This is a genomic window from Sphingobacterium rhinopitheci (assembly GCF_022627575.1).
Taxonomy (GTDB): Bacteria; Bacteroidota; Bacteroidia; order Sphingobacteriales; family Sphingobacteriaceae; genus Sphingobacterium; species Sphingobacterium rhinopitheci.
The window spans coordinates 414,344-441,057 of sequence record NZ_JADEYQ010000001.1 but is presented as its reverse complement, the minus strand read 5'-3'; the positions used below and the strand labels follow the sequence as shown (position 1 = coordinate 441,057).

The 26,714-nt window shown below is 34.2% G+C and carries 21 protein-coding genes; 12 read left to right on the top strand and 9 right to left on the bottom strand.

Annotation, left to right across the window (positions count from 1 at the left end; translation table 11 throughout):
• Positions 1 to 35: 35 nt before the first annotated feature.
• From IP023_RS01970 to IP023_RS01960, 3 genes are all read right to left on the bottom strand, one after another.
• The gene (locus IP023_RS01970; RefSeq protein WP_241788568.1) at positions 36 to 974 is read right to left on the bottom strand and encodes a malate dehydrogenase; all 939 of its coding nucleotides are present in this window, start codon (positions 972 to 974) and stop codon (positions 36 to 38) included.
• 99 nt (positions 975 to 1,073) lie between these two features.
• Entirely contained in the window at positions 1,074 to 3,395 is a 2,322-nt protein-coding gene (gene tamL, locus IP023_RS01965; RefSeq protein WP_241788567.1) for a translocation and assembly module lipoprotein TamL, read from the bottom strand.
• A complete protein-coding gene (locus tag IP023_RS01960) occupies positions 3,385 to 8,646 on the bottom strand; it encodes a translocation/assembly module TamB domain-containing protein (protein WP_241788566.1) in 5,262 nt (1,753 codons plus the stop codon). The genes tamL and IP023_RS01960 overlap by 11 nt, the downstream gene beginning before the upstream one ends.
• A gap of 189 nt (positions 8,647 to 8,835) precedes the next feature.
• Between IP023_RS01960 and IP023_RS01955 the strand changes: the two genes are divergently transcribed.
• The 4 genes from IP023_RS01955 (at position 8,836) to IP023_RS01940 (ending at position 11,778) form a co-directional block, all read left to right on the top strand.
• Complete coding sequence (locus tag IP023_RS01955) at positions 8,836 to 9,507, top strand: response regulator transcription factor (RefSeq protein ID WP_241788565.1); 672 nt, start codon at positions 8,836 to 8,838, stop codon at positions 9,505 to 9,507.
• Positions 9,507 to 10,781, top strand: coding sequence for a PorY family sensor histidine kinase (porY, locus tag IP023_RS01950; protein ID WP_241788564.1), 1,275 nt, complete (start codon positions 9,507 to 9,509; stop codon positions 10,779 to 10,781). Before IP023_RS01955 ends, porY begins: the two co-directional genes overlap by 1 nt.
• Positions 10,782 to 10,845: 64 nt before the next feature.
• On the top strand, positions 10,846 to 11,286 hold the full coding sequence (locus tag IP023_RS01945; RefSeq protein ID WP_241788563.1) for a PepSY-like domain-containing protein: 441 nt from the start codon (positions 10,846 to 10,848) through the stop codon (positions 11,284 to 11,286).
• A gap of 39 nt (positions 11,287 to 11,325) precedes the next feature.
• On the top strand, positions 11,326 to 11,778 hold the full coding sequence (locus tag IP023_RS01940; protein ID WP_241788562.1) for a PepSY-like domain-containing protein: 453 nt from the start codon (positions 11,326 to 11,328) through the stop codon (positions 11,776 to 11,778).
• 45 nt (positions 11,779 to 11,823) lie between these two features.
• Here IP023_RS01940 and IP023_RS01935 read toward each other — a convergent pair whose 3' ends face one another.
• Positions 11,824 to 12,816 carry an acyl-ACP desaturase gene (locus tag IP023_RS01935; protein WP_241788561.1) on the bottom strand — a complete coding sequence of 331 codons (993 nt, stop codon included), beginning with the start codon at positions 12,814 to 12,816 and terminating at the stop codon, positions 11,824 to 11,826.
• Positions 12,817 to 12,986: 170 nt separating this feature from the next.
• Between IP023_RS01935 and IP023_RS01930 the strand changes: the two genes are divergently transcribed.
• Both IP023_RS01930 and IP023_RS01925 read left to right on the top strand, forming a co-directional pair.
• Positions 12,987 to 14,210 (top strand): aminotransferase class V-fold PLP-dependent enzyme, encoded by a 1,224-nt coding sequence (locus tag IP023_RS01930; RefSeq protein WP_241788560.1) that lies wholly within the window; start codon positions 12,987 to 12,989, stop codon positions 14,208 to 14,210.
• 4 nt (positions 14,211 to 14,214) lie between these two features.
• Positions 14,215 to 14,634 carry a SufE family protein gene (locus tag IP023_RS01925; protein ID WP_241788559.1) on the top strand — a complete coding sequence of 140 codons (420 nt, stop codon included), beginning with the start codon at positions 14,215 to 14,217 and terminating at the stop codon, positions 14,632 to 14,634.
• Positions 14,635 to 14,670: 36 nt separating this feature from the next.
• On the opposite strand, the gene murI is transcribed toward IP023_RS01925, so the two are convergent.
• Entirely contained in the window at positions 14,671 to 15,486 is an 816-nt protein-coding gene (murI, locus tag IP023_RS01920) for a glutamate racemase (RefSeq protein ID WP_241788558.1), read from the bottom strand.
• 158 nt (positions 15,487 to 15,644) lie between these two features.
• On the opposite strand from murI, the gene IP023_RS01915 reads away from it, so the two are divergent.
• Positions 15,645 to 17,282: a capsule assembly Wzi family protein gene (locus IP023_RS01915; RefSeq protein ID WP_241788557.1), complete on the top strand. Its 1,638-nt coding sequence runs from the start codon at positions 15,645 to 15,647 to the stop codon at positions 17,280 to 17,282.
• A gap of 40 nt (positions 17,283 to 17,322) precedes the next feature.
• A complete protein-coding gene (gene aroQ / locus IP023_RS01910; RefSeq protein WP_241788556.1) occupies positions 17,323 to 17,739 on the top strand; it encodes a type II 3-dehydroquinate dehydratase in 417 nt (138 codons plus the stop codon).
• On the opposite strand, the gene IP023_RS01905 is transcribed toward aroQ, so the two are convergent.
• Both IP023_RS01905 and lgt read right to left on the bottom strand, forming a co-directional pair.
• On the bottom strand, positions 17,736 to 18,923 hold the full coding sequence (locus tag IP023_RS01905; protein ID WP_241788555.1) for a multidrug effflux MFS transporter: 1,188 nt from the start codon (positions 18,921 to 18,923) through the stop codon (positions 17,736 to 17,738). The genes aroQ and IP023_RS01905 overlap by 4 nt on opposite strands.
• 53 nt (positions 18,924 to 18,976) lie before the next feature.
• On the bottom strand, positions 18,977 to 19,828 hold the full coding sequence (lgt, locus tag IP023_RS01900) for a prolipoprotein diacylglyceryl transferase (protein WP_241788554.1): 852 nt from the start codon (positions 19,826 to 19,828) through the stop codon (positions 18,977 to 18,979).
• Positions 19,829 to 19,952: 124 nt separating this feature from the next.
• On the opposite strand from lgt, the gene IP023_RS01895 reads away from it, so the two are divergent.
• The 3 genes from IP023_RS01895 to IP023_RS01885 all read left to right on the top strand — a co-directional run bounded on the left by IP023_RS01895 (position 19,953) and on the right by IP023_RS01885 (position 23,024).
• Positions 19,953 to 21,068, top strand: coding sequence for a M42 family metallopeptidase (locus tag IP023_RS01895; RefSeq protein ID WP_241788553.1), 1,116 nt, complete (start codon positions 19,953 to 19,955; stop codon positions 21,066 to 21,068).
• 19 nt (positions 21,069 to 21,087) lie between these two features.
• Positions 21,088 to 21,417, top strand: a complete 330-nt coding sequence (locus IP023_RS01890; protein ID WP_241788552.1) for a DUF3467 domain-containing protein — start codon at positions 21,088 to 21,090, stop codon at positions 21,415 to 21,417.
• Positions 21,418 to 21,515: 98 nt separating this feature from the next.
• Positions 21,516 to 23,024: a carbon-nitrogen hydrolase family protein gene (locus IP023_RS01885; protein WP_241788551.1), complete on the top strand. Its 1,509-nt coding sequence runs from the start codon at positions 21,516 to 21,518 to the stop codon at positions 23,022 to 23,024.
• Positions 23,025 to 23,087: 63 nt separating this feature from the next.
• Here IP023_RS01885 and asnA read toward each other — a convergent pair whose 3' ends face one another.
• The gene (gene asnA / locus IP023_RS01880) at positions 23,088 to 24,092 is read right to left on the bottom strand and encodes an aspartate--ammonia ligase (protein WP_241788550.1); all 1,005 of its coding nucleotides are present in this window, start codon (positions 24,090 to 24,092) and stop codon (positions 23,088 to 23,090) included.
• A gap of 190 nt (positions 24,093 to 24,282) precedes the next feature.
• Positions 24,283 to 25,545: a C4-dicarboxylate transporter DctA gene (dctA, locus tag IP023_RS01875; protein WP_241788549.1), complete on the bottom strand. Its 1,263-nt coding sequence runs from the start codon at positions 25,543 to 25,545 to the stop codon at positions 24,283 to 24,285.
• 174 nt (positions 25,546 to 25,719) lie between these two features.
• Between dctA and IP023_RS01870 the strand changes: the two genes are divergently transcribed.
• The gene (locus tag IP023_RS01870) at positions 25,720 to 26,703 is read left to right on the top strand and encodes a hypothetical protein (protein WP_241788548.1); all 984 of its coding nucleotides are present in this window, start codon (positions 25,720 to 25,722) and stop codon (positions 26,701 to 26,703) included.
• Positions 26,704 to 26,714 lie beyond the last annotated feature (11 nt).

The window sequence follows — 26,714 nt, the reverse complement described above, 5'->3', positions numbered from 1 at the left end:
AAAAGCCCTTTCCGAAAAATAAGAATCTATTTTAATTAAATATTTTTGTTTTCTCTAAGGACATTGTTCATAGCCCTTACAGCTTCTGCACTTTTTTTGAAGCTAATTTTTTCTTCTTCTGTCAGATTGATTGGCACAATTTTGTCCCATCCATTTTTATTGATAATCACAGGAACACCAATATTAATATCAGACTCCCCATATTCACCGTCTAAATATACTGACGCCGTAAACAGCTTATTCTCATTGAGCGCAATACTTCTTACCATTGCCGCAGTAGCTGCACCTGGGGCATACCAGGCTGATGTACCTATCAATGCAGTCAATGTAGCACCACCTACCATGGTTTTCTTAATTATATCTTCCTGCTCTTCAATATTTAAAAATTGTGTTACAGGGATGCTATTCCAAGTAGCTTTACTTATTAAAGGTATCATTGTAGTATCACCATGCCCACCGATGACTATAGCATTTAAATCACTAGGGGAGGCATTTAATTTGGTCGCTATTTGGTATTTAAAACGAGAGGAATCTAGTGCCCCACCCATTCCAATAATTCTATTTTTTGGAAGACCACTAGCTTTTAATGCCAGATAGGTCATAGTATCCATAGGATTAGAAACAACGATAATGATTACATCGGGGGAATATTTAACAAGGTTTTCGACTACAGATTTTACAATATTAGCGTTTGTGCCGATTAGTTCTTCTCGTGTCATCCCTGGTTTCCGTGGTATGCCAGACGTAATAACCGCTACCGTTGAATTTGCCGTTTGCGCATAATCATTGGTTACGCCTTTTATTTTGGTATCAAAACCTAATAAAGCTGCTGTTTGCATCATATCTTGTGCCTTGCCTTCGGCAACACCTTCTTTGATATCTAATAGGATAACCTCTTCAGCAAAATTTGCTCTAGCTATATTATCCGCAGTAGTAGAACCCACAGCTCCAGCACCAATGACTGTTATTTTCATATGTTTATTAGTTTATAGTGTTTCTCTAATTTAACTAATTTTGTTCATATTGAAAATAGTTAATTTTTTATTTAACATATTGAGAATATAAATTTTACCCTAAAATGGATAGCCAATTGCTAAGTTGAAAACAAGATTGTTTTGACGCCAAGTAGAGTTTTTGAAATCTATATCTTTAAATACCCATCTTTCTCCTTTAGGGTAATATGGAATACGAAGGGGAATCCCCAAATCTGTACGTATAATAAGGAAACTGAAATCAAAACGTAAGCCTGCACCACCATCAACGGCAAGTTGATTTAAGAAGTTTTTGGTGATATTGGCACCAGGCTTATCGGGATTTGGATTTTGTGTCCATATATTACCAGCATCAATAAATGCGGCCCAGTTTAATATCCCCATTCCAAAATCTACAATTCTACCTCTATATTCTGCATTCAATTCGAGTTTATAATCTCCTGTCTGATCGGCAAAGAAATTGCCCGCTCCGACATTTTCCGGAGGTGATATTCCTGGACCGACAGATCGTGCCCTAAAACCACGTAAGCCATATGGGCCCCCTGCATAAAATTGTTTTAGATAAGGTAAACCATTGGAGTTGCCATAAGAATAACTCATTCCCACCATTATACGGGTTGCTAACTCATTGTAACCACCTAATTTTAAGTAGTGTCTACCGTCTAACTCTACTTTTACGAACTGGCTATATGCAGCACCAAATATTTTTTTTATTTCTCCTTTATTATAATCAGCACCTTGAATAAGTCCGAGGATATTACCTGATAGATTTATTCCTCCTTTGAAATAGTAGGTGCTTTTTTTGTTTACATCAAGACTATTTGTGGAGGTAAATGTGTAGTTGGGACCAATTGAAAACTGTCTATCTACGATACGACGAAGTGTCGGTACAGTATCCATCTGTGCTTTATAGGCATCTGTAATATTACGTGGTTGTACGTATATAATTTCTGCCAGTGTAAGATCATGTGTTTTACGCTCACTTTCATTCCATTTGTAACCAAAGTTTAAGGTCGAAGAATTTAAAACATAGGCAGATTTACGGTTTAAGAATTCATACCTAAATCTAAGATATGTCTGTGGAATATATCGTCGTGAAGGAGTCCATTTGTATGGGGATAGTAATCTCGGCCACGTAATACCCAGTTCGGCACCATATCTATAATATGAAGAATTTAAATTCACGTTACCACCTGTTTGCGTCTCATAACCTCCAAATACATTGGCGGTAAAGGTTTCTGCTCCTTTGAATGCATTTCTTAGCGTCCATGTTACGTTTGCCTCTGATCCATTATATACATTGGCTGTCTTTGCTAGCACCTCAAAGCGTAATGATTTTTTCGCCATTGGTGTCAAATAGTAGTAGACGTCAAGGACATTTGTGGAATCAGGATTATTCTCAAAGTTGTTTTTCACAAACTTAAACATGTTTAAGTTTACGAGGTGATTTATCGTTTGGTTATGATCATATCGGTTATAGAGCTGGCCTCTATCAAAGAAAATATGATTAGCTAATACCTTTTTTCTAATAATATTTTTGGGGTCAATGATATAAAAATTATTATCGTACAACTGCATTGTACTTGTTGGTCTTCGCCTAGTATATCCCTCTGAGCTTAATGTATAGTTAGGGTAAATAAAGATATTACCAATATGCTGTGGGTTTTTTGCTTCAATCGTTGTTTGTGGTTTGATCGTTATATACATATTAACCTTATGGTTACCTATAGTACTATCCACTTCGATCAACAGATTATCTGCATTAAAATAATAATATCCTTTATTTTTTAAGTCGTTATCGATACGTTCACGTTCCGAAATTATTACATCTAGATTGTAATTAGATCCTACTTTCAGGAGGGATTCATTACGTGTTCTGAATATATCTCTACTAATTTCGTCCAATGAATCAAGGTCATAAAAGACCTTATTGATGCGGTATATGCTCTTTGGTATTCCTGTATAAACCACCTTAGCACGTTTGCCTTGGACGATGGTATCCGAACTAACAGTAGCATTAAAGAAGCCTAGATTTTCCAATCGGTTGCGTAATAGATTTTCATTATACTCTCTATTAACATCGCTCAGCAGTACGGGAGCTTCACCTCTTTTTTTGAACCAATTTCTAACAATATTATTGGTACTATCTCCATATCCTATATTCCAAAATAAGAGCTTCCATGGTACACCAAAAGCTTTTTTATTGGGATTGGGTAAGGTTAGGCTTTTTAAATTCTCTTCGAAAGCTTTTAATTTTTCAGGATCTCTTATTGTATCCATTTTTAGTGTAACTTCTGCACCAGTATATAGTTTTTCACCTTCGGGTATATATTTAGTGATATTACATGAATATATACTCCACATAGAGGCAATAAGAAATACGAAATATAATCTACTTCTCATTTTGTTTCCTTTCATCTTCTTCGTTTCGGATAGCTGTAGTGGAATTTATTTTTTGAATTGTATTTCCACTGGAAGGTACCGTATCTTGATCTTTTTTCAACTGTTCTTGTTTTTCCCGCTCTAATACTCTTTTGCGATATTGAGGGCTATGTTTCATTAAGCTATCTCTAATAACCAAACGAACGCTATCGCGGTAGATAGAATCCGTATCCATGCGTTCTACATTGAAACGTTTTCTGAAACTATTACTTTCGGTATTATAATAGGTTTCTAATGCTTTTTCGCTCATGAATATCTCTCTAAATTTGTCGTAACTAATGTTAACAATAAAACCTATACCTGTTTCTACAAATTGTCCCTGTAGGGTTGCTTGGTATTCATTTTTGCGGTACGCACGGATAAAATACCTTCCGTCAGCAGACAATTGATATTCAATAGAGATGTCGCCAGCGATATTATTTGGATTTTCTCCAGGTCTACTTTGACCTTCTACTTCAAAGTTAGACCCTATTGTTATTTTTAAACGATCATCAAACAGCATCTTTGAAACATTGACATTTAGATCTGTTCTAGCTTGGGCAGCTCCAGACAAATAATCTTGCTCGGACTGTAAGTTAAAATCTAAATCAATTCCTTTTATCAGATCTGAAGCAAGGTTGTTTAATTGATTTGATAAAAATGAACTTACTGAATTTCGTGCAAAACTCTCTACACCACCAGATCCGGATAAACTACCAAATGGATTAGCAGACATAAAATTCCCCAATACAATAAGGGAGAATACTTGCTTGTTCATTTCGGCAGGATCATTTCTTAGCGCTGTTAATGCATTCTCTACTTTCGAAATAACATCCTGTGAAACGATTGAATTATTGTCGTCAACGTCAATATCAAAACGGATATCTGGTTTAAACAATTCACCTGTTAGTATCAATTTGACATTAAAGGGGATTTTTTGACGATATAGATTTTGGTTTTCTGGACCTATCTGATTGCTGACTAATTCTAAAGGAGAAAAGCGTCTACTGTAGAGTGCTGTTATATCTAATCGTGCATCCAATGGGTCACCATTCCAGGTAATGGTACTTCCTTTTTGGAAGCCAAATTCCTTTTTGATAGGACCAAAGTTAAAGGAATAATTACCATCTTCAACGGTAAAAGTACCTGACATTGTAATTTTTTCGCTCGCATCAATAGCTGTATTAAGCTCAGCTATTCCTTGGATATTTAGAGCATCTTGAGAACCTTCATTTAATATAACTTTAAATTTTGCCTCGCGTGCTGTGCTTAGATTTAACGCTAGATCGAAACCCGTAAGTTTAGTAACTGTTGTCAAAGAATCTAATTTGGCAAATACATTAGGTTGATCTATTTCGGATTTATTGACAAATTTTACCACGCCATCTCTTTCTGCGATACCGGGATTTTCATTGGGTACGATAAATACAAAATCTGTATTCTCATTGGCTTTTACATTACCATCGATAATAGGTTTATCAAGATCCCCTTTGATACGTAAATTTGAAGTTACATATAGTTTTCCGTAAAATAAATCATTATCAGCACGTGTAGAATTTACTACAGCAAAGTTGTATGTCGTCAGGTTGAGATTAAAATTGAAATCAGTATAGGTAGAAGTAAGGATATTACCATTTAGTTTGGCCTGATTTCCTTTTAAATCTGTTAAAGCAAATTGTTTGAAATTAATGCCTTTTTCATTGAAGTTTATTTTTTGATTATCGATCAATAAATTAGCATTAAGCATAGCGATATTTATATTCGCTTTGTTGAAAGTCAAATCTCCAGTAATATTTGGTTTTTCTAAATTGCCGGTGATAGATAATTTACCATTCAAATCTCCTTCGCTATCTTTTAAATAACCCATACTAAATGCTTCAATAGTTTTTATTTTTAGTGGGTTTAATGTTAATGTAGCATTAATATTTGATGCACCAGTTGTAGGGGCATAATAATCACCTACTAGTCGCACATCATTACCATTTTCACTGATGGAGATATCTGCTGTGTAGGTATCTTCTTTAAGGTTATTTACTTTTATACAAATATCACCTATCGTATCTTTTCCAAAGTATACTTTGTCAATATCAATATCTGAAACTAAAACGGGACTGCTAGCTAATCTAGAAATAGTAGCTTCACCATTAATTCCTCCGCCTAAATTAAATGTTTCAGATTCCAACATATTTGATAATGTCTCGATTCTGAAATTGTTAAACGACATTTGAATAGGTGCATTCAGGGTTGAATCCGTAGATTGTATGAGTAGAACCTGGTCATTTTTGGATAATCTAAAATCATTTGCTCTGATCCCATCTTTACCAAAGGACAATTGGTTTTCAGGAGAAATATCCCATTTGTCGTAATTTAGCATTAATCCATTTTCAAATAGGCTAAACACATAATTATTTTGATGTATTGCGACTTTTCCACCGAGGTGATATTTATCTTTTTGCTCTTTATCCTTAATCCATAGTCCTATATCTAGATTGTTTTCAATTACTTGACCACTAAGTGTCGTGTTATTAAGCTCTATGTTATTGATCTTGATTTTGTTTATTAATGCAGAATAATACATCGTACTATCTACTGTAATAATATCTACACCGACATCTTTGATATGTATTCCCGAATAAATAACTTCTGGCGCTATCAATTTGGCCATTATACTTTTTTGACCACTATTAAATGTACCATCGAGTGATATATTATCCATTTTTTCCAGATCAGGGAAGAAATCCTTAATAAACTTAGAACTTGTTAAGGTAGCAGAAAACTCAAAATTCTGATTTTCATATTTAACAATGCTTGGAGGATCATTGTTAGGATTGTAGTATATTTTGGCTACATCTTGTACCGCATTACTAAGTTCCGTAAGCATAAATTTGCCTACTAAATGGGCATTAATTAACTCTGACTTGAGGACAATGGTATTTCTGTTGGTATCTGCTGAGGCGATCAATGATATGCTATCTAGTGCATATCGCTCTTTATTGTATGCTATAGATGATTCAGAAATGATAATTTCCCCATTTAAATGGTTAAGATCTGCAGTTTGGAAATTCCCTTTTATTTTACCGTGATAACGTAAGTTATCCTTCATTAAATTCAAATTTTGAAGATTGACAGAATCAATATTCACATTGAAATATACTTTTGGATAGTGGGCCGTCATATCGGCAGCCATATCCACATCAAATTTGATATTTGGATCCAAACTATTGACCTTGCCATCAATAGCGCCTTTTTGAGCATTAAGATCTAAGTTTATACTGTTATAGTTATAGCCTAATGCTTCAAGTCTATTAATATTTCCTGCTACTTCTGCGACCATTGTTTTAGGGTTTAGTCCTGTTCCCTTTACTTTAGCTTCTGCAGAGATAAACCCTAATACCGTATCTTGTTTGATAAAATGGCCTAAGTTGAAGTTTTGAATAGATACTGTAGCGTCATATGTAGTATCTTTGCCGGCCATATTTAAATAACCATTTACCGAAGCATCCCCTTTTTCGGTTACTAATTTTAGATTGGTGTCAAATCCTTTCAAACCTCCTTTGAAGTTCCCGGTAAGCGATATTGAATTTGGATATTGAATTTCCATTCCTTCAGGAAGGAGTGATCGATCTACCAATCGATCTAAATCTTTTCTACCAGTAATAAGTTTTTTTAGCGTTAAATCAATTTGCATTTTGTCTACATCGGGCAACCCTTTAATATTTGCAGACGCTAATATTTCGGTATTATCTAACGTTCGAAAATTTAAAGCTAATATGTTTAAATCATTTAAATTTCCTTTTACCTTACCGTCGATATAGAATTTATTGGTCAATAAAGGACGCATAACATCCATTTGATCTAAAAATGGAGCGAAGTATAAGATATCACGCATATCTACATGACTCTTGACTATGTTAGCATCAATCTTTAATAGATTAGGATACTTTGTAATAGCATCCAAAGAAGGGTAGGAGATGGCGATATAATCACGAATTACCGTATTTGGTGTTTCTGCTAATAATCCGTTGATTGTTGCTCCTTTATTTGTGTATACAAAATCACCTTTTATTCTTTTTAAGTAAAAGCCAGAATGATCCTTTGCTGTCAAATTTTTTAATGATCCTGATATAGAATCACTAGCATAATATAGTTGATCAAGCGTACCAGCTAAGTCTTTAATACCTATATTAAAGTAATCAAACCCTTTCATACGGGCTTCATTATTATCTTTGTAAAGTAAATTTGTCTTGTCTATCTGTATTTTATTAGCCGAAACAATCCAATTTACTGCTGTAGCAGGCTCCTTATTTTTTTCTATTTTTGAAGTTTTATTAATTACTACGTATGAATCTGATTGATCTAGTTTTACTTCATTCAATCGTACTATTTCTTTATTCAAATCGATTTCTTCAACCGTAGCGGACAAATTTTTGATATCAAATTTGGTGTCAATGCCTGATGTTGTTTCTTGATATTTTACCAAGATATTTTTTAAATCTATATTTTCTGTAGCTAGATTAGGAAGTAGAGTGCTCGCGGTACTGTCTGTGATACCAAAGTTACTCTGCTGTATTGCTTGACTTGCTGTACTTGGAGCCCATTGTTTAACAATAGCTGTCAACCCATCTATTGCGATATTAGGTAAGTTGAAAGACATATTTTTTTCTAGATCGAAGGTCTTGATTCGGGTATCAAAATGCTTTAAGGAGATGGTCGCTGCAGTGCCAATCATATCATCTGTATATACAAAATATATACGATCTAAATTTACCTTGTCTATATCAAAGATTAATGGTGTAGAAGAAGTAGTTGTTTCTTTTTTGTCTTCTGTGACAAATGCTTTAATAATATAGTCAAAGTTGAAATCTCCTGTTGTGTCTCGGTTTATTTTTGCCGTAATTCCTTCAAAATCGATTTCTTGGATTTTTATAGTGCTTTTTAGAAGTTGAAACATATCAATGTCCACTTTTAGCTTTTCTCCGGCTAATAAGGTGTCTTTGCTTTGATCTTCAAAATAAATATCCTCAAGCACTATTTTTTTAGGAATCTCTATATTTACGTAACCTATTTTTACGGTTGTCCCAATTTTATGCTCTACATATTCTGTTACTTTTCCGACTACATAGTTTTGTATACTAGGCAGTCTTATTAAAAATATTAATAATAGAACGAAGGCTATAACCACGCCTACTATCCATAGTATAGTACGTAAAAAAAACTTCGTGAATCTATTCAATTTTTGTATTTTTATTTAAGTTGTCACTATTATTTCTAACGTAAAAATAAGGTAAATGTTTGCTATAAAGCAATTATACTAATGAAAAACAATATTTTTTTTAAAATTAAATTAATTGTTTTTTTTAAGAAATAGCAAATTCCTAAAATTTTCCTAATTCATTGCTTATAATTGTACTTTCATACAACTATGAAGATATTACTAATAGAGGACGAAATAGAATTAATAGCTAGTATTAAGGAATTTTTAGAAAAAGAAAATTTTCTGATAGAAACTGCTATGTCTTTTGATGCGGCTTTGGAAAAAGTTTTGACTTATGATTATGATTGTATTCTATTAGACATAATGTTGCCTGGAGGTACTGGTTTAGAGCTCTTACAACGATTGAAGGAGGAGGGAAAAAAGCAATCTATTTTGATATTGTCTGCTAAAGATTCTGTTGAAGATAAAGTTGCCGGGTTAGAGCTTGGTGCTGATGATTACTTAGCAAAGCCTTTTCATTTTTCTGAACTCTTAGCACGTATCAAATCTATTATTAGAAGAGGTAAGCAAGGTGGTGAGCAAGTTATTACCTATAAAAATGCAACTTTAAATCCTGAAAATAGAGAAGTGAGGATTAATAATCAGATCGTAACATTGAATCGTAAGGAATTTGATATATTTTATTATTTCATACTTCGCCCTACCAAATTATTAGAGAAAACCACTATAGCAGAAACGGTATGGGGTGACAATGCGGATCAAGCAGATAATTTAGATTTTATTTATTCGCAAGTAAAGAATTTACGAAAGAAGCTCAAAGAGGCAAAGGCAGATTTTGATATTCAAGCAGTGTATGGTGTAGGATATAAATTGATATAATGTCTATTTCCGTAAAAAATTATACAAGCCGCTATATTGCAGTCGTTATTTTGATTGTAATGGCAATTTGGGCTTTGCTTTTTTATGCCTTTATGATGGATGAGGTTTACGATAATATCGATGATGGCCTGAAGAATCAAAAAATTGAAATTATACGTGCTGTTTATTCTGATAGTACGTTGTTAGAAACTAAAGATTTCGGTATCAATCAATTTCGTATTACCCCCTCTGTTGAAAAGAATGTACCAGTTAAGGATGTTTTTTCTAGAGAGTTTATTTTTATGCCGTATGACGGCGAAGATGAACCCTACAGAGTTCTGAGGACTAGTTTTAATACGGCAGATGGTACTCCATATAGTCTCGAGATAAGAACATCTACTGTCGAAGAAGACGATTATTTAATCAATTTAGCAATTTCATTGACTGTCTTATATATTGTCATTGTATTGAGTATTTTGATGGTCAATTATTATGTACTTTCTAAGGCTTGGAAACCTTTCACTCGGATTTTGCATAATTTGAATGAATATAGATTTGGGGAAGTAACATCATTTATTCCTGTTGTTACCAATGTGAAGGAGTTTGAGGTGTTGAATGCGAATATCGAATCCATGATTGCTCGGAATGAGAAAGCATTTGACAATCAAAAAGTTTTCTTGGAAAATGCTTCTCATGAGTTGCAAACACCACTAGCTATTACCATTAATAAGTTAGAATTAGTATTGTCAGATGAATCCCTGAGTGAAGAGCAAATGATAAAAATAGCAGATGCTAAGAAATCATTGCTTCGTATGGTGAATCTAAATAAATCGTTGTTGTTGCTGTCCCGGATTGATAATGATCAGTATAATAGTGTAGGTCAAGTGAATGGCAATACGCTATTATTGGATATCATAAATGAGTTGAAAGAGATTATTGAATTTAAAGGTCTTTCTATTGATGTTAATATCCAAGGAGAATTTACCGTAAATATGAATACCAATCTAGCATCTATTTTGTTCTCTAATCTTATCCGTAATGCTATAAAATATAATATGGATGAGGGTAAGATAATGGTAGATATATCCGTTAATGAGATACGTATATCAAATACCTCAAATTCAGGAGCCCTAAATCCGGATTATATATTTGAGCGTTTTTATAAAGGAAAACAAGATAATCAATCTAATGGTTTAGGTTTATCAATAGTGAGTTCTATTTTGAACAAATATCCCTTTTTAACGTTGCAGTATTTGTATGTAGATGATTTACATACTTTTTCTATAAAAAAATAGATTATTCCCAAATCTTTCCTAATTCATTGTTGTTATTTGTAGTATAAATTAAAAACATAAACAGATGAATACAATAAAAAAATTATTCCTAGTAGTAGCTTTAGCTTTTGTAGCAGTAGGCGTTAAAGCGCAAGATAAATTGGTTCAATTTGGAGATTTGCCAAAGGTGGCCCAAAATTTTATAACTACTTATTATGCGGTGAATCAGGTTTCTTATATCAAAATGGAAAAAGAACTATTTTCAAAATCTTATGATGTTAAGTTGAATAATGGTGTTGAAATAGAATTTGATAGCAAAGGTAATTGGACAGAAGTAGATGCTAAAAAGAAAGCGGTTCCTTATCAAATCGTAAACCCTAAAATAGTAGCATACGTGAAAAAGAGCTTCCCTAATAATGAGATAGTACAGATTTCATTGGATGGTAGAAAGATAGAAGTCGAGTTGACTAATGGTTTAGAATTAGTTTTCAATAAACAAGGGAAGTTTATAGGAATTGAGCATTAATTCTTTTTAATTGTAATCATATAACAAGAGAAAAATAAAATGAAGAGAAAGATCGGTTTTAATTTATCCGCTTTAAGTGCTGTAGTATTGTTATTTACAGCTTGTGAAAAAGAAGAGGTTATCTCTTCCAATGATTTGCCAAGCAATGCGGTTTTATTTCTGAAAGATAATTTTAATGGTTCACAAATCCTTTCTGTTGTAAAAGAAAATGAAATTGTAGGACGTGCGACTTATGAAGTATTATTAAATAATGGTATTGAAGTCAAGTTTGATAGCAACGGTGATTGGGACGAGGTAGATGCGAGAGATGATCGTCAAGGTATACCAACAGCTTTTATTAATCCTAAAATCGTCGATTACGTGAACACAAAATATGCTCCGGCATTGATCAATAGTATAGATAAAGAAAAGTCTAACTTTGATGTAGAATTAACAAATGGCTTGGATTTGGAATTTAATGGAGAGGGTGATTTTTTAAGAATTGATCCTTAATCACAAAAAAGAGGGTTTATTATATAAACCCTCTTTTTTGTAGTATTAATAAATCCACTTGAATTTGTATTCCAATTCAGGGATTTTTATACGATCAGCCAAACGAATCAAACGATCAGGTAATTTCATTAAATAATCACGCGCTTTTTCGCCTTGCTCATTTAATCCTGATACCTTGTCTATCTTCCAATCTGCGATCAATTCTTTAAGAATATCTACATAGTCTAAAGCTGTATAAACATTTAGGCGTTGTGCTGCATCAGAGAAGTGTGCAAATGTTTGTCCTTGCAATTCACCAGATTGACGTAACAAGTGCGCTGGCATAACGATCTTCTTGCGCATCATATCTTCAAATGCTAACATTACTTCGCTCGGATCTACCGTAAAAGCTTTCGATATAAATGACATATAGGCCTTAGCATGACGTGCTTCATCAGCAGCAATTACCCCACACATTTTTGCCAATAGTTTATCACCACTTTTCTTGGATATACCTGAAACACGACGGTGCGATATATTTGTTGCTATCTCTTGAAAAGAGGTATATATAAAGTTACGGTAAGGATCTGCTCCTGTACCGATATCAAATCCATCTTGAATCAAATATTGTGTACTCATCTCGAATTCGCGCATGTTTACACGTCCCGATAGATACAAATATTTGTTTAATAAATCCCCATGTCTGTTTTCCTCTGCCGTCCACGCACGTACCCATTTCATCCAGCCACCTTGCTCATTTTTATCGACATCATCGACCATCATTAACCACGATTCATAGGTAGGAAGAGCTTCCTCTGTAATGGTATCCCCAATTAATACTGCGACCAAATCATAAGGTAACTCTTTAGCGCTTTCTTGAAGATCACGTACTTCTTCGAAAAAAGTGCTTCTAGAAGAATCGGGAAGAAAATCCGCAGGTTGCCACATTTGTTCAACAGGCTTAAGGTATTCACTCATCTCATTCAACATGAATGGCTCTAGATAAGTCATTACTTCTTTTCTTGACCCTTCTGGAATATTTAAAGGTTGTTCTTGCATAATTGATACAAAGATAAATAAATAATGTTCTTTTAATATAGTAATTTTTGTCGATAACTATTAAAAAATGTTAATTAAAGCGTGACAATAAAATCGAAAAGAATACAATACTTTGATACTTTTTGCTGATTTATATAGTAACTTTGTCTATATATATTTAAACAATAATTTTGAAAAACTTCGATATTAATAATATACGTGCTGATTTTCCTCTATTAAAGAGAGAAGTAAATGGTAAACCTCTTGTGTATTTGGATAACGGCGCAACAACGCAAAAACCCCAAGTAGTTATAGATGCCTTAGTAAATTATTATACTGATATGAATGCTAACGTACACCGTGGTGTTCATTATTTGAGTCAGATATCAACAGATGCTTTTGAAGTAACACGACAAAAGGTACAATCATTTATCAATGCGGAGCATGATTACGAAATTATTATTACTAAAGGGACTACTGATAGTATCAATTTAGTGGCTCAATGTTTTGGTCAAGCATTTATCGATAAAGATGATGAAATAATCATCTCAGCTATGGAGCATCACTCCAATATTGTGCCTTGGCAGATGCTTTGTGATGCCAAAGGGGCTGTATTGAAAGTTATACCGATGAATGATCACGGTGATCTTGATATGGAAGCCTATAAAGCGCTATTATCTGCAAAGACAAAAATTGTTTCTGTTACTTATGTATCGAATTCATTGGGAACTATCAATCCTATTGAAGAGATTATTGCACTTGCACATAGCAATAATACACCTGTATTGGTTGACGCTGCTCAAGCAGTTCAACATATCGCGCTGGATGTTCAAAAGTTAGATGCTGATTTCTTAGTTTTTTCAGGCCACAAGATGTATGCTCCTACAGGAGTTGGAGTTTTGTATGGTAAAGAAAAATGGTTGAATGCGATGCCTCCCTACCAAGGAGGTGGAGACATGATCAAAGATGTTACCTTTGAAAAAACAACTTATAATGAGTTGCCCTTTAAATTTGAAGCGGGTACACCTAATATTGAGGCAGGTATTTGTTTGGCTCATGCTATCGACTATATCAATGAAATTGGTCTTGATGCTATCCAGAAATATGAGGATGATTTATTAGCTTATGCTACAGCCGAAATATTAAAAATCGAAGGTGTCCGTATAATAGGAACAGCAAACAAAAAATCATCCGTATTATCTTTTATTGTGGATGGTATTCATCCGTATGATATAGGCGTTATTTTGGACAAATTAGGTATAGCTGTAAGAACGGGGCATCATTGTGCACAACCCGTGATGGCACAATTTGAAATTCCTGGCACCGTACGCGCCAGCTTGGCGATGTATAATACCAAAGAAGATATAGATACATTTATTAAAGGTTTACAGCGTGCTGTAACGATGTTAAAATAGTATAATGACAATAAACGAAATACAAGACGAACTAATAGAAGATTTTGCATTCTATGGTGATTGGATGGAGAAATATGAATATATCATTCAGTTGGGTAAAGAGGTTCCTTTGATCGATGAAGCACACAAGCAAGACCAATTTATCATCAAAGGGTGCCAATCTAGAGTATGGTTGTACCCAGAGTTGAAAGAGGGGAAAATCCTTTTTACAGCAGATTCAGATGCTATTATCACCAAAGGATTGGTTAGTTTAATGGTAAAGGTTCTTTCAGGACATTCACCTAAAGAGATAGCCAATGCGGATTTGTACTTTATAGATCAGATTGGTTTGAAAGAGCATTTGTCACCTACTAGAGCTAATGGATTGCTATCAATGGTGAAGCAAATGAAAATGTACGCTATAGCATTACAGAGCAAAGTATAATAAAAAAAGGCTTGAATAGTATTCAAGCCTTTTTTGTTATACTTTTATGTGTTTGGCGATTATTTCCTTACCGAAGAATATCCTTGCTTTTTCTTGAAAATCGGTAGGGTTGTCTGTTGTATAGAATGCTAAAGTGCCATTTTTAGAACATTTTTCTTCCACTTCAATATGTCGTTTTAAATAATCAATCAGGCTTTCGGCTACTAATTTGCCTTGTGAAAGTACAGTAATTCCTTCAGGAATAAATGTATTGATGATAGGAAGCAATATAGGATAATGGGTGCATGCTAATACAATAGTATCTATTGTAGGAGATTTACTTAATAGCTCCATGATATCTTTCTCAATAAAATATTGTGCTCCTTCGCTTTCAATTTCATTGTTCTCCACAAGAGGTACCCAAAATGGACATGCCTGTTGAAATACTTGAATATTAGGATGGAATTTTGCGATCTCGATAGGGTAGGATTCTGATATCACTGTTCCTTGGGTAGCAAGTATCCCGATATTTTGGCTACTGGTATATTTATTTATGGATTCTGTTGTAGGTCTTATTACACCCAATACTTTTTTGCCTGGCGGCAAATCATTTTGTTGAATGCTACGCAGTGCTTTGGCTGATGCAGTATTGCAGGCTAATATTACTAAATTGCAACCTAAGTCAAATAGTTTGAATACGCACTCCTTGGTAAATTGATATACAGCATCAAATGATCGTGTACCATAAGGGACACGCGCATTATCGCCCAAGTAAATATAGTCGTATTGCGGTAACAGTTTTTTTATTTCTTTGAATACAGTTAAGCCACCATATCCAGAATCAAAAATCCCTATTGGAGATAATTTGTCCATATCAAAGTCTTGTAAAAGCTATTAATGAACAAAGATGGACTTTATTTTTGATACCTTTGCACATCAACATTTAAAAAACTAAGGATGACAAGATTATTCTGACGTAATTTACTATTACGGCTTGAAATTTGTTGTTTTAAAAGAAAAAATATATTTATATGAATTGTAAGAACATTGCTTTTTTGATAATTGGGACTTTTGCTGCTTTACTTATTGATCCACAAAGATTGTATTCCCAAATAGGTAGTCAACCTTATTCGTATCAATATTATCAAAAATTTAATGATGTTTTATATTCTCCTGAAACAAGATTACATACGGCATCAAAGCCATTTTTATTTAGAGGAGAATTATTAGCGAAAAAGGATTCTTTAGCCAATTTAAATCATGTAGATTCAAAAAATTGGTTTATGCGTAAAATTTTTAACGAGCATCTTGTACAAGTTGAAAAAGAAGATCATACCTTTTATTTGGATTTTATTCCTGATTTGGTAATTGGTAAAGAAATAATGGCTTCCGACAAGCGTTCTACTTCCTTGAATACGCGCGGTATAGAAATTGGCCTTACTATAAAGGATAAGTTTATCTTTAAATCTAGCTTCTATGAGAATCAAGCCGTTTTTGCCAACTATTTAGATGATTATATCAGTGCGACAGGTGTTGTACCTGGTCAATCATCAGCTAAAGGTGCAACTCAGCGAACGAAAGATTGGATGTATGCATCTGCAAGTATGACTTATGATTTTAGCCCTTATTTTCAAGCTACTTTAGCATACGATAAAAATCATATCGGTGATGGTTATAGATCTTTATTATTATCAGACTTCTCCTCCAATTATACCAATTTGAAATTGACAGGTACCATCGGTAATGTACATTATACGTCTATATGGGGTGTTATGAACGACCCTGTTAATCCGCGCACGGATGGATTAAATACCGAAGGAAGATATGGTGATGGTACTAAATATGGGGCATTTCAATATTTAGATTACAATGCTACGAATAGATTGTCTGTAGGTTTTTTTCAGGCTGTAGTTTGGGCTGATAGAAACCAAGGTGGATACAGAGGATTAGATTTTAATTATTTTATCCCAGGTATTTTCGTTCGCCCTGTAGAAAATAATAATAGGACTTCTCCAGATAAAATGTTTTTAGGGTTGAATGCTAAGTATAAAGTTTTGAAAAATGTTTCTGCTTACGGACAATTCTTATTGGGAGAATTTACAGCCAAGGAATTCTTTGCTAACAATGGTTATGTACACAATAAATGGGGAGCACAAATTGGTGTGCGTGGATACGATGCATTCGGCATTAAGAATTTGAATTTCTTGGGCGAATATAATATGGTACGCCCTTATACGTATCAACATTTTATATCGGCATCTAATTACAGTAATAATGGAGAGCCTTTGGCACATCCAAAAGGAGCTAACTTTAGAGAGTTAGTAGGCTTGGTAAATTACACCTACAAAAGATTTGATTTTTCGCTGCAAGGTATGTATACTTTGTATGGGACAGATCCGGATAGGGAAACAAATTATGGCGGTGATATATTCAAATCATATGAGAATTATCCTAATATATATGGCAATAAAATAGGCCAAGGGATCAGGAACAATCTTTACTATGGAGATTTTAAAGCAGCATATGTATTCAATCCTAAGTATAACCTTAGAATTGAAGCCGGATATACACATCGTATCAATACAATTGAAGGCCAACAGACCCAAAAATCAGGCGTAATTTCATTAGGCTTGCGATCATCATTCCGTAGCTTCAATGGTGATATTTAATCGTTGATTTCCTATATTTACATGACTAAGCCTATAAGCGATGAAAAAAATATTAGTATTAAATGGTCCAAATCTAAATCTTCTTGGTGTTAGGGAGAAAAGTATATATGGTGATCAGTCTTTTGATCAATATTTTGGTGACCTAAAGAATAAGTATGATACCCTCGAATTGGAATATTTTCAATCCAATTCTGAAGGTACAATAATCGATAAATTACATGAAGTAGGATTTAGCTATGATGGTGTAGTATTGAATGCAGGTGCTTATACGCATACTTCTGTAGCGATAGCAGATGCCATCGCTGCCATAAATACGCCTGTCATCGAAGTGCATATTTCTAATGTACACCAACGAGAAGCATTTAGACATCACTCTTATCTGTCCAAAAATTGTAAAGGTGTGATTCTAGGCTTTGGTCTCGATAGTTATAGACTAGCAATAGAGAGTTTTATCTAATACGTGTTTTTCTTTCTGTAGGAAAGAAAATGAATAGCAAATGAAGCACAAGCACAGATGCACATTACTACGAGCATCGGTACTTGTGTTTTGTTGTGTAATATGCTGACTAATCCAGAGGATAAGGCCCCTAAGCCCATCTGTAGGAATCCTAATAATGCTGATGCACTTCCTGCTGATGCTTTAAATGGTGCCAGCGCCATCGCAGATGCATTAGGGAATATAAAACCTTGACATAGCAAATAACAGAATAATAAGCCTACTAATACGGGAAGGTTTACAGTGCCAGTAAAAGCAAATACTAACATTGAAATACCAACGCATGATTGACCAATATTGGCTATTTTACTGATTTGTGACATCGACCATTTCTTCAAAAAGTAACGGTTCAATTGGGTTGCAATTATCAGTGCGGAGGCAGCAAATGCGAAGATTAAACCATATTGTTTTTGGGACAAACCATATATCTCTTGAAATATAAATGATGATCCTGCAAGATAGGCATATAGACCGGCCGCTGCTATAGAGCCTACTAAGCAATAGCCTATAAATGTCTTGTTCACAAATACTGACCAATAATTTTTGACAATAGATGTGGGACTAAGTGAGAAATTTTTATCGCCGCTGTAGCTTTCCGGCAGATAAAAGATAGTTCCAACAAGGATAATAAAACCTATTATAAATAAACTTATAAAAATATAATGCCAATCTAGATGTGCTAATAGAAATGCACCTGCTGAAGGAGCCAAAATTGGTGATATAGCAACAACTAACATCAGTAAACTAAATACTCTTGCTGCTTCTTTGCTGTCGTAATAGTCTTGAATCATTGCGCGTGATGCTACCATACCAGCACAACTACCGAGGGCTTGCAAAAAACGTAATAAGATTAGACTATCAATGTTTCTGGTAAAAACACAAAATATCGTAGTGATAAGGTAAATACATAAGCCTACTATTAATGGTTTTTTGCGACCAAACCTATCTAACAATGGTCCATAAAACATCTGCCCAATAGCGATTCCAATAAAAAAGGCTGTTAAAGATAGTTGGACTTTATCTATTGATGTATTAAAATCCCTGGCTATCGTATCGAAAGCAGGAAGATACATATCTATTGAAAACGGACCTACAGCGGATAGTAAACCTAATATTAAAAGGATTGTCGTTTTATTTATTTTCACGGTATATATAAAAAGGTAATAGCATTAAAAAAAGCTCCTATTGGAGCTTTTTATTATTTTGTTGTAGTAGGTTTTCTAACTATCAAGTATAGACCGGCTAGAATAAAAGGTATACTTAGCAGTTGCCCCATATTTAATAGCATTCCATTTTCAAAATCAACTTGGTTTTCTTTAAAAAACTCCATTACAAATCGAATGGAAAACATAACAACCAAAAATATTCCAAAGAATAGCCCTGGTTTAGGTTTATTATTCTTCTGGAACATAGACCATAGTATTATAAATAAAATAAAATAGCCTAATGCTTCGTATAATTGAGCTGGATGTCTAGGTAACAAATTTAATTCGTGTGGTTGTAGATTAGCTTTTTCAAAAACTACAGCCCATGGAAGGTCTGATTCCGTCGGTTTACCAATGATTTCAGAATTGAAAAAATTGCCCAATCTAATTAATGCTCCAGCAATCGGAACAACAAGCATCAATCGATCTGCAATCCACAGAAAATCAATTTTTGTTTTCTTAGCATATAGATATAGTGCTGTCAAAATACCTATCGCTGCACCATGTGAAGCGAGCCCTTGGAATCCCGTAAATTGCCAGCTACCATTTAATTCTCTAAAAGGAATAAAAATCTCTAAGAAATGGTATTTATAATATTCACTCCATTCGTAAAAGAAACAATGTCCTAAACGAGCGCCGATAAATGTTCCTAAAAATATGTAAATCGTAAATTTATCTAAATCTTCTTGTGTTTTGCCTGCTATTTTGAATACTTTGAGCATCAAAATATAAGAGACCACAAATGCTAACAACCAACATAGTGAATAGTATCGAATACCAAAAGAGCCTATATTAAAAATCTCTTCGGATATGTTCCAATGAATTGCACCTAAAATTAAATCCATAAATTGATATTTGTGCTGTAAATATAAGCACATAATTTTATTTACACTCATATTCTAAAAGGAATAGATTATAATTTTTGGATTAGGATAATTATTTTTATTTTGGGACCAAACAAAATACGAAATGGCAGAGAAGAATAATAATGCTGTAAATCACCAAACCGTGGTTACGAAAGATTCCTTAGCGTTTTTTGAAAATTATATTAACAACCCATCTCCGACAGGTTTTGAGTGGCAAGGACAAAGATTGTGGTTAGATTATCTAAAACCTTATGTTGATGAAACATATATCGATAATTATGGTACTGCAGTAGGGATTATTAACCCTGAGGCTAATTATAAAGTAGTAATTGAAGCTCATGCAGATGAGATTTCATGGTTTGTAAATTATATTACAAAAGATGGATTGATCTATGTGATTCGTAATGGTGGCTCTGATCATCAAATAGCACCTTCCAAACGCGTAAATATTCATACTGATAAAGGTATTGTGAAAGCCGTATTTGGATGGCCTGCTATTCATACGCGCTCCGGGGAGAAAGAAGAAGCACCAACACTTAAGAATATCTTTTTGGATTGTGGCTGTACAACCAAAGAAGAAGTTGAAGAATTGGGTATTCATGTAGGTTCGGTAGTGACCTATGAAGACGAATTCATGGTGCTAAATGATCGTTATTTTGTTGGTCGTGCTATGGACAACCGTGCAGGTGGTTTTATGATAGCTGAGGTAGCACGTTTATTAAAAGAAAATAAAAAAGAGCTTCCTTTTGGTTTATATATTGTAAATTCGGTACAAGAGGAAATTGGTCTTCGTGGTGCTGAAATGATTGCTAATTATATCAAGCCAAATGTAGCCATTGTGACGGACGTTACACATGATACGCAAACACCGATGATCAATAAGATCACACAAGGTGATTTAGCTTGTGGCAAAGGACCTGTAGTATCGTATGCTCCAGCTGTGCAAATTAATCTTAATAAACAATTGATCGCGGTAGCGGAGGCGAATAATATCCCTTTTCAGCGCCAGGCATCATCCCGTTATACAGGTACAGATACGGATGCTTTTGCCTATTCTAATGGTGGTGTGCCTTCCGCATTAATATCATTACCATTGCGCTATATGCATACGACCGTAGAGATGATACATAAAGAAGATGTAGATAATGTGATTCGTTTGATTTACGAAACGGTATTAACTATTCAAGATGGTCAAGATTTTAGAACTTTCACAAAATAAAAACAAATAGTAATTAGATATGAGCGACATTAATAAAAACAACACAGAAAAAAACGAAATTAGCATTGAGTTAAGTGAGGAAATTGCAGAAGGAGTATATGCTAACCTAGCTATAGTTACGCATTCAAATACAGAATTCGTTTTAGATTTTATCCGCGTGATGCCAGGTGTACCTAAGGCGAAAGTTAAATCTAGAATCGTATTGACTCCAGATCATGCTAAGGCTTTATTGACCGTATTAAAAGATAATATCGACCGTTTTGATAGTCAAGGTAAAACTGAAGTTGCCAATGGTCCTATAGATATCCCATATCCATTAGATTTTGGGAACTCTAAAGGAGAAGCATAATTTCTTAAAAAGCTCTATCATATTTTGATAGAGCTTTTTCTTTTCTACTTTGGTATTACTTTTGAGTATTCTTAATTCTAATTATAGAACAACCAATTATGGATATTAATGTTAGATTATTAACCAAGCAAGATTATAAAGATCTCAAAAAAACCATGACGGAAGCCTATGATGGAATAGGTGATGTATGGACACGGGAGAATATTGTTGATTTGATAGACATGTTTCCTGAGGGGCAGCTTTGTGTCGAAGCTAATGGCCATGTCGTTGCTTGTGCTTTGTCACTAATGATCAATTCAAAAAATACGAATATCTATAATAATTATTATCAGATAATTGACGATGGCAAATTTTTGAACCATGACTATGAAGGTGATATTTTGTATGGCATAGAAGTATTTGTTCATCCTGATTTTAGAGCACTAAGACTGGGACGTAGATTGTACGATGCGCGCAAGGAACTCTGTGAGGAGATGAATTTAAAAAGTATTGTTGCGGGAGGACGAATTCCTAATTATTATAATTACGTGAATGAAATGAGTCCTCGTGTATATATCGAGAAAGTAAAAAGAAAGGAAATCTATGATCCTACCTTAACGTTCCAGCTGTCGAATGATTTTCACGTAAAAAAAATCCTTAAAAATTACCTTCCTGAAGATAAAGAGTCAGCGCAGTTTGCGACATTGTTGGAATGGAACAATATTTATTACGATCCTGATGCAAGATCAAATTCTGCAAGTAAACAGACGATTCGTTTGGGATTAGTACAATGGCAAATGCGCTTATTTACGGATATAGACGAATTTTATGATCAAATAGAGTTTTTCGTGGATACCGTAAGTGATTATGGCACTGACTTTATCATGTTTCCAGAGTTCTTCAATTCCCCATTGATGAAACCTTATAATGATCTTCCTGAGCGCTTAGCGATGGAGAAATTGGCCGAACATACCAAAGAGATCTGTCAACGTATACAACAGTTTGCGGTTTCTTATAATGTTAATATTATAGCCGGGTCGATGCCTTTGGTGGAGCGTGGTAAGCTCTATAATGTAACTTATCTTTGCCATCGCAATGGGCATGTAGATTCCTATCGTAAGGTTCATATCACACCCAACGAATTCAAATACTATGGTATGGTCGGCGGGAGTGAGGTTAAAGTATTTGATACCGATTGTGGAAAAATAGGACTACTTATATGTTATGATGTTGAATTTCCAGAGTTGAGTAGAATATTGGCTGATCAAGGAATGCAGATATTATTTGTTCCTTTTATGACAGATACGCAAAATGGATATATTCGTGTCCGGCATTGTGCCCAAGCACGTGCTATAGAAAATGAATGTTATGTCGCTATAGCTGGGTCTGTTGGTAACTTGCCACGCGTCAATAATATGGATATTCAATATTCGCAATCTGCTGTATTTACGCCATCGGATTTTGCTTTTCCTAATAATGCCATTAAAGCAGAAGCTACACCGAATACGGAAATGGTATTAATCGCTGATGTTGATTTATATGCCCTTCGTGATCTCCATGAATATGGTACAGTAAAAGTAATGAAAGATAGAAGGAAAGATTTATACGAGGTCAATCTTCTTAAATAGTATAAAACATAAAGGGGATAATTTTTTTATTATCCCCTTTATATTTATGAAGATGATATTCTATTACAATAAGAAGATATTCTCTTTTGCTAGATTATCTTTTCTTTGTTGATCCCAAATACTTACTTGCACTTCACCGATGTGTGCTAATTTAAGCATGAACATACAAACACGAGATTGACCGATACCACCGCCAATAGCTTCAGGTAGTTCGTCATTTAATAACATTTTATGGAATGATAATTCTGCTCTCTCCGTACAATTTCTGATTTCCAATTGTCTCAGGAGTGCTTTTTTATCGACACGGATTCCCATAGAAGATAGTTCAAAAGCGCTATTTATAAGCGGATTCCATACCAAGATGTCTCCATTTAGACCATGCCATCCGGCTTCATTTTCGGTACTCCAATCATCATAGTCAGCTGCTCTACCATCATGCGTAAATCCATTAGATAGCTCCCCTCCAATACCGTATAAGAATACCGCACCGTATTCTTTAGCGATGATATTTTCTCGTTCTTTCGGGGTTTTATCCGGATACATTGTTAATACTTCCTGAGAAGATAAAAATGTAATCTGTGCAGGAAGAATAGCCTTTTTATCAGGGTACTGTGCTTCGACACTTTTTTCTGTAGCTACTAATGCAGCATAAATATTTGAAACGGTATCTTTAAGATATTGCAAGTTGCGGTCTTGAGGTAATATTACTTTTTCCCAATCCCATTGATCCACATAGATCGAGTGAATAGGGGAGTAATCTTCGTCAGGACGCAAGGCACGCATATCTGTAATAATTCCTTCGTGAGGTTCAATTTCTAATTCTTTAAGACGTACTCTTTTCCACTTTGCTAGTGAATGTACTACTACAGCACGTTGCTCGTCCAAAGATTTAATAGGGAAAGCCACTGGCCTTTCAATACCATTTAAGTCATCATTAATTCCTGTCCCATCTAATACAATCAGTGGTGACGATACGGGGATAAGTTTTAATATATTTTTTAGATTACTCGAAAATGTTTCTTTAACAAAAGTAATCGCTTGTTCTCTTTTTAATAAGTTACGTCCCATGTAAATGTTTTAGCTTTATATTATTAAGCTTGTAAAATTTTAAATTACTAATATTTTAATAAAATTCATCAAATGTAAACAAAAATGTAATCATTTAGTGTAATCGTTTTGTTAATTAATAAAAAAGGAGTACTAATAATTATCAGTACTCCTTTTTTATTAAAATTTAGCTGTTGTTTTTACACCTCAATTATGCAGCGTCTTTCTCATTTAATACACGCTCTAATTGGTTCATATCTAGTTCATTTTCCCATTTGGATAATACCAAGCCGGCCGTCGCATTACCTATAATATTTGTCAAGGCACGTGCTTCACTCATAAACCTATCAATACCAAATACTATAGCAATGGATTCTACTGGGATATGACCTACCACAGGCAACGTCGCCGCCAATATAATGAAGCCTGATCCCGTTACCCCTGCAGCACCATTTGACGTAAATGTCAAAACAAGTAATAAGAATAGTTGATCCCCTAGGTCCATGGGTTGATTGATCGCCTGTGCTAAGAAAATGGCAGCCATCGTAAGGTATATAGCCGTTCCATCGAGATTGAAGGAATATCCTGTAGGGATAACTAAACGTACTACAGATTTACTGCAGCCTGCTTTTTCTAATTTTTCCATGATAGCAGGTAGCACTGATTCTGATGAGGAGGTACCTAACACTATTAGCAGTTCATCTTTTATGTACCCCAAAAATTTCCACAGACTTATTTTGTTTCTATATAATATCAATCCTATAAATACAAATATGTATATCAAACATGCCATGTAAAACCAAAACATCATTAAACCCAATGATTTCAATATCTCTAGCCCAAATCTTCCTACAGTGAAGCCTATAGCACCCATCGCACCGAGTGGTGCTACTTTCATAATCATCTTTATGACGATAAATATACCATCTAAAAAGGATTGCAACACAATCTTAACAGGTTCGGCTTTTTCACCCATTCTAGCGAATGCAAAACCTATTAACACAGCAAAGAATAAAACTTGAAGGATATTTCCTTCTGCTAGGGATCCAATGACATTATGCGGGATGATATCTAACAAAAATTGTGTAATACCTTTTTGTTCCTTCGTATTTTCAATGATAGTACCAACCTGGGAGGTATCGATATTTTCGAGGTTTATATTCATACCTACGCCTGGTTCTGCTATATTTATAACCGCTAAAGCAATAAACATAGCTACGAATGTAGTACATTGGAAATACATCATCGAGCGGATTCCAATTTTTCCTACTTTACGAACATCTTCCATCCCCGATATACCGAGTACGATACTACAGAAAATTAGTGGAGCGATTATCATTTTTATAAGGCGGATAAAGCCATCTCCAAAGGGCTTTAATGAAACACCTATGTTTGGATAATAGTGCCCTAATGCAATACCTATTAATATAGCTATAATGACTTGGAAATAAAGAGATTTAATTAGTTTTTTCATACTTAAATTTAGGTGTTATAATTTATATTTAATTTAATACGGATTAGTATTTCAGTAAATGTAGTATTTGATCTCAAATTATAAATGAATAGCCTTTATATTGAAGCGTCAAATTTTAGTCAATCTACTAATCTATCTCGTGATTAGTAGATAAAAAAATTAACTTTGTCATCTATGACAACGAAACTTTATAATCCTTTTTTGGATTTCAAATTTGATAATAAATCTTGCTTTTTGACGGGTCATCAGTTAATGTCAGAGGAAGAGCGTATTCCAGTTTTTCCGGTTTGGATGATGCGTGCTTTTGATTTAGAAGAAAAGCCTTTCAAAATGTTAGATGAGAGCTTCTCTACCTATAAAAAACTTCAATTACCTTGTTCTCCTGAAGTTTCTGCGGTAATAGAAGAGCTTGAGTTGAAGGTTGAAAAAGCTATGAACGAAGGCTATGCTGCAGTAAAGGATTTAGATCAGCTGAGTTTGTTTCAATGGGTTTCAAAGATCTTGTACGGTGTTGTATTTAATGAAATTCAAGCGGGTATGCGACAAGCTGTCCTGTCTGGTGAGGAAATGAATTTTTCTCAATCGCTGGTTCATAAGTTTAGAAACTTACATGCTATGTTGCAGTCTTTATTGGTAACAATGGAGTTTGAAGAAAGAAACCCATTTACGATAGAGATTTTTGAGGTTGATAATGATGCGGATACTTTTATGTACCGCGATGAAATTAATACGTTGATATTTTCATTACGAATGAAAGATTTTGCCATCATTGCTACACTTCAGGATAATGGTACAAATGCTATCTTTCACGATGAATTATTAGCCAAAATTGTCAATAAAAAATTACATCCTATTCAGTTTGAAGAGATATGTGCACGTTATTTTTATTCAGCTTATTTATTTAATAGATTACCTGAATATACGATAATGGAAACTCCTACAAAAGTATTTGTAGAACCTATGCCGTTGAATGACTGGACGCTGAAACCTATTTTTGACAATTGGAATGGAAAGACATACGGCCAAGTGTTGGAGAGTTTCTGGAAACCTTGGGGCTATCTATTGTTTGAGATAATAAAAGATCCTGAAAATCCAATGACTTTTATTGTGGATAAGGAAGGGAATTTTAGGGATAATATTGAACTATCAAAATCTTAATAGCTCAATAT